The 5,076-nt window shown below is 58.7% G+C and carries 4 protein-coding genes and 1 pseudogene; 2 read left to right on the top strand and 3 right to left on the bottom strand.

Going from position 1 to position 5,076, the window contains the following annotated elements; all coding sequences use genetic code 11:
- Nucleotides 1–20 precede the first annotated feature (20 nt).
- Nucleotides 21–1,163: a UDP-galactopyranose mutase gene (gene glf, locus EN750_RS17965; protein ID WP_127397212.1), complete on the top strand. Its 1,143-nt coding sequence runs from the start codon at nucleotides 21–23 to the stop codon at nucleotides 1,161–1,163.
- A 75-nt stretch (nucleotides 1,164–1,238) separates the two neighbouring features.
- Here glf and EN750_RS17960 read toward each other — a convergent pair whose 3' ends face one another.
- The gene (locus EN750_RS17960; protein ID WP_127397211.1) at nucleotides 1,239–2,405 is read right to left on the bottom strand and encodes a beta-glucosidase; all 1,167 of its coding nucleotides are present in this window, start codon (nucleotides 2,403–2,405) and stop codon (nucleotides 1,239–1,241) included.
- 465 nt (nucleotides 2,406–2,870) lie between these two features.
- Between EN750_RS17960 and EN750_RS17955 the strand changes: the two genes are divergently transcribed.
- Nucleotides 2,871–3,251, top strand: coding sequence for a hypothetical protein (locus EN750_RS17955; protein WP_189526285.1), 381 nt, complete (start codon nucleotides 2,871–2,873; stop codon nucleotides 3,249–3,251).
- A 141-nt stretch (nucleotides 3,252–3,392) separates the two neighbouring features.
- On the opposite strand, the gene EN750_RS17950 is transcribed toward EN750_RS17955, so the two are convergent.
- Nucleotides 3,393–4,217 (bottom strand): Ku protein, encoded by an 825-nt coding sequence (locus tag EN750_RS17950; protein WP_127397210.1) that lies wholly within the window; start codon nucleotides 4,215–4,217, stop codon nucleotides 3,393–3,395.
- A 569-nt stretch (nucleotides 4,218–4,786) separates the two neighbouring features.
- Nucleotides 4,787–5,076, bottom strand: a pseudogene (locus EN750_RS17945) (hypothetical protein); the annotation flags it as partial.

The following is a 5,076-nucleotide window of genomic DNA, read 5'->3' as shown; positions in this document are numbered from 1 at the left end:
CTCCGCAGGAGCGCATAGCCATGTTCGATTGGCTGATCGTGGGCGCGGGGTTTGCCGGCAGCGTTCTTGCTGAAAGGATAGCCTCCCAGCGTCATGAAAGCGTTCTCCTGGTCGACCGCCGCAGCCATGTCGGCGGCAACGCCTACGATTGCTACAATGAAGCCGGCATCCTCATCCATCGTTACGGGCCTCATATTTTTCACACCAACAGCCAGTCGATCGTGGACTACCTCTCGCAGTTCACCCAATGGCGCACATACGAGCACAGGGTTCTGGCGGCGGTCGACGGGAAACTGCTTCCCATCCCGATCAATCTCGACACGATAAACCGCCTTTATGGCCTCGAGTTGAATTCCGCACAGTTGGAGGAGTTCTTCGCATCGCGGCGCGAGACGGTAGAGGACGTGCGAACGGCCGAGGATGTTGTCGTCAGCACCGTGGGACGCGAGCTCTACGAGAAGTTCTTCCGTGGCTATACAAGGAAGCAATGGGGCGTCGATCCGAACCAGCTGAGCAAATCAGTGACGGCACGAGTGCCGACCAGGACCAACCGCGATGACCGCTATTTCAGCGACAGCTTCCAGAAGATGCCTGCCGGCGGATACACGAGGATGTTCGAGCGCATGCTCGATCACCCGAACATCAAGGTCATGCTGCAGACCGACTTCCGCGAAATTCGTGACAAGATACCATTCAACCGCCTGATCTATACCGGCCCGATCGACGAATATTTCGGCTGGCAGCTAGGGTGTCTTCCTTATCGTTCGCTCCGTTTCGAGCACGTCACCCTCGACCAAGAGCAGTTTCAGCCGGTTGCCGTCGTCAACTACCCCCAGACGGAAGATTACACCCGCATCACCGAATACAAACATTTGACCGGCCAACGGAGCGTGCGGACCAGCCTGACATACGAATATCCCACCGATATCGGGGACCCGTACTATCCGGTGCCGCGGGCCGAAAACGAAGAGCTCTACAAGCGCTACGAAGCGCTCGCCGCAACCTGTCCCGACGTGTGGTTTGTCGGCCGCCTGGCAACCTACCGCTACTACAACATGGATCAGGTGGTCGGGCAGGCCCTGGCAACCTTCGCACGCATTCAAAAGAGCGTCCCGGAATGGGCGGGCGTGGGGAATGCGTCGTTGGCCGAAGGGGCGCTGTAGCTCCCCCACCTGGACCCGGGAGCATCGGCGCGGGGCCGACAGGCGCTCGCGCAGTCCCTCGTGCAGCTCATGTATTTAACGCGTCGGGTTCGCCGCGAACAAAGCTTGCTGGCGGGCCAATTCGTCCGCGACGGGCTTGTGGACGTGTCGGCTGCCGTCCGCCTGGACGACTGAAAACAATCCCACCTCCGCATGCCGCGAATTGTCCCAGCCCGGATAGGCGGTTACCGGGTAAAGGCAAATACCTTCGATCGGGGCTTTGAGGCTTTCTGCGGCACGCACCTCGTCGCAGACATAGTGGAGCCAAGCCGGCCCGCCAGACCCCTCGGAGCCGGTCTCGGCGATGAACATAGGCTTGCTGTATCGATGCGCGACTTCGATCAGCATCTCCGATAGGGCACGGTACTCGTGATGCCCCATCGGAATCGTCGGCCCGTTTAGGTACCACTGATTGTGTGGATAAAAATTCAAGCCAACGACGTCGACGACATCTTCGCTCCCACCCAGCTCAGGTTCGGCCCGGCCCAGCAGCATGTCGTAAGCTTCGAACTGTCCCTGACGGGCATTTTCGGCCCGGCGCCGTTCGGTGCGGGTCCGGTCGCGAGGAGCGATGTGGATAAGCGGCTCGGCCCAGACAAATCTGCAAGCGGGATCGACCTCCCGCATCGCGCGAACGCCGGCTATTGCTGCTTTCACGAGGTGCCGCTTGAACCATCCCCGCTTCTTCGGGCCGACGCGCGGGAAATAGCCGACCTCAACAGCCCAGGCGAAAAACGAAATTTCGTTGATCGGGCACAACAGAGGCGCTGTACCGGCGATTGAACGATGAACCCTCACAGCTTCCGCGGCGAACGAGGCATAGGCATCGATGAAATGCATCGATCCCTGATCAACATGGTCGGGAGATCCGTAGTGGAAGATGTCCCAGATGATCCGGACACCTGCCGATTGCGCTGCTTCGACCATCGGCGTCCAGCTTGACCAGTCATAGGTTCCAGGAGCGGTTTCGATGAGGTGCCAGCGCAAGCCGTCGCGGATGGTACGAAGACCGAGTTCGGCGCAACTGCGGTAGTCGCCCAGGGCATGCAAATAATGCGACGTCGCGCGGATAAGATCGAGGCGAACGCCGTCCTTGCGCCGGTGCGACGAGCACTCGAAGCCAGCCATGAAAAAACTGGCGAACGGCGACGTGCCCGCAATCGAAGTCACCTCATTGCCTGCGCTGTGTCCTGCTTCGCTCATGCGAAGTCTCCTTAGGGCATTTGGGCTCAATCTCGGCTGCCGAATGCAGATCGGGAACAGCCATAGCAATCCGGCAGCCGTCTCTCATCCGCCAGGCTGCACATTGGTCCTGTGCTTAACGGGATGGTTCCAAACCGGGTGGTCGAGCCTTTGTTCCCGATCGAACCCACCGGAGGGCAGACAGCAGCCAGGGAAGAAGCTGCGCAAGGCAAGTCGGGGGCGAGGCACACAGCCGTCATCGGATCTTCCACCCCTCCGACGAAGGCAGGGAACAGTACGTTCAAATACGACTTCCCGACATCGATCATGCCAGGCGAGAGGATCGCAGCGACGTCGCCTGGAGTATCGCATGAGCCGCTCCGCCGATCTTTCCCGGTAAGCCCGTCATTCGCTTCAAGCGGGAACATTGGTTGCCTCAACAAGTTTGATCGCCATAGCAATGGGCCGCAGCGGGCGGGCGCACAGATGAGACATCTGGTCAAAGATATCCTGATCGAGATCGCTGAAATGCTTCCGGCCATCACTCAAAAGGGCGAAAATTCGGCCGAAGCACTGCCCGTCCATGCGCCGAACTTCCCCCACGATCTGGAGCCGGTGATCCGGGCAGACCCTTCCTACCAAGTGCCATCGCAACGCACCGACGATCGGCATGAATCAGTCGCAGTCCCGAGCAAGCTGCAAGCTGTATGGGGGGATATGGCGCCGGAGGTGATGATCGTACCTTTGCCAGTCACTGTAGATGAAGGCGCGGTCAACGCTCACGCCTCCGACGGGCAGCATGCACGGCGTCGAGTGTCGAGCGAACGGCTTCAACGTTTGAGGCGTGAGGCTGGGCTCACGGCCTGAAGATCAGCGGCCGTTGGCCCTGCGCCACTTCATCGCGCATTGCTTCGGCGCCGACATGAACTTTGCTCACACCCTCTAACCTAGCACTGCAATTGCACTGGTTCTTTTGAGCACCGCAGCGATGGTGATCGCTATCTTTGACTATGCTGATTTGCGGCTCTTGGCCTTTGGCCGGTCTTGGCCGATGCCTTCCTTGGCGAGGCTCTTTCGAAGAACCGAGGCCAGGTCGACCACGTTCTCCTTGGGCTTCGGCGCCGGTTTCGGGGGTTTTTTGCCCTTGCGCTTGGCGTCGATCATGGCAATCAGCGCATCCTCGTAGGTATCCTCGAATTTCGAAGGATCGAACTTTGTCACCTTCTTGTCGATGAGAAGCCCCGCGATTTCGAGCAGATCCGCATCATACTTTGGGCTTTTCACGTCATTGAAGACGGTGTCTTCCGATGTCATCTCATTGTGGGTCCGTAGCTCGGTCAGCAACATCCCTTTTCCAAGGGGCTGTATCAACACTTCGCGCCCGCGCTGATAGAGTACGACGCAGGAGCGTGCCGCAACGCGCTTCTTGGCCATCGCATCGCGCAGGACGGCAAAGGCCTCCAGAGAGGCACCGTCTGCCGGGATCAAATAGTATGGTTTCTCCAGAAAACGTGTGTCGATCTCGGCAACCGGAACGAAGGAATCGACGTCAAGTGTATGCTGCGACGTCAGTTTCAGTTTCTTTATCTCGTCCGGCTCGACGTGAATGAAATCACCCTTGTCCGCCTCATACCCTTTGATCTGATCCTCGGCTTCGACAACATCGCCGGTCTCTTCATCGACATAGGCGCTTTTGACGGGTAAACCGTCCTTGCGGTTCAAAATCTTGAAGTGGATCTTGGATGCCTCACTTGTGGCACCAACTATCTTCACCCCGCATGACACGGAACCGACCCTCAGAAAGCCCTTCCACACCGCGCGTGGCGCAACCATGCCATTTCTCCTAGACCTCGATCTCGGCACAACGTCAGGCACACGGTTCTGTTCCGCGACGTGCGCCGGCATCTTTCCACCCGATCGCAGGAGCAGACGTCGCTTTCGCAAGCACACGAGGTGCTTAAGGGTGCTTCAAATGCATCGGAGCTCTGGCTCAGTGCGACAAAAAGCGTTCGCGTAAGGGAGTCGGCAGGATCAAGCGGACCAAGCTCGGGTTGAGTGACCGTGCCGACCTTAACTGGACACAAGCGTGGGCCGAATGACCTGACGCATACGCTACCGGCACAAGGGAAATGCTACAATTAAGACTGGAGGACTTGTTGTGAACATGGCGCTATACCCGAGTTGCAACGGTAATCACGTTCCGGACCGAATAGTATCACGGCGAAGCCGTGCTACTCTGGCGTCCCAAGCCCTGCCAACTATTCCCCGTAGGCCATCGGCCGATTCCTCCAAGACATAGCAACTCAGTCGACATTCCGCCCGCAGGATCTCCCCTTGGGCAGAAAGCTCCTTGTGCTGGCGAATAAGATCATCCAGGCGGTCCAGATAAGGTGCGCGGCTCATCAGCCTTCACCCCGCAGCATCTCTTCGAAAGTAGCTTCATCGAAGTAGGCTCCGGAGTGCTGGAACAGCCACATCAGACGGGCGCTCAGTGCCTCGGCCTCGACGCTGCCTTCTGCTAGCGCACGCTCTTTGCAGGCCCGCTGAAACACCTGCTGTAGGAGGGCGAGTTCTTCGGGATTTGCAACGCCGATGGTAGCGGGAGCGGTCATGGCTTCCTCCGTTGGGGCGGAAGCATGTTCTTCGCTCACAGCCGGCGGTGCCCTGAAACTACCGCCGATGAGAGTAGACT

This window comes from Mesorhizobium sp. M7A.F.Ca.ET.027.03.2.1 (assembly GCF_003999175.1).
Classification (GTDB): Bacteria; Pseudomonadota; Alphaproteobacteria; order Rhizobiales; family Rhizobiaceae; genus Mesorhizobium.
The sequence above is the reverse complement of the archived record's forward strand: the minus strand, read 5'-3'. Positions and strand labels throughout refer to the sequence as shown.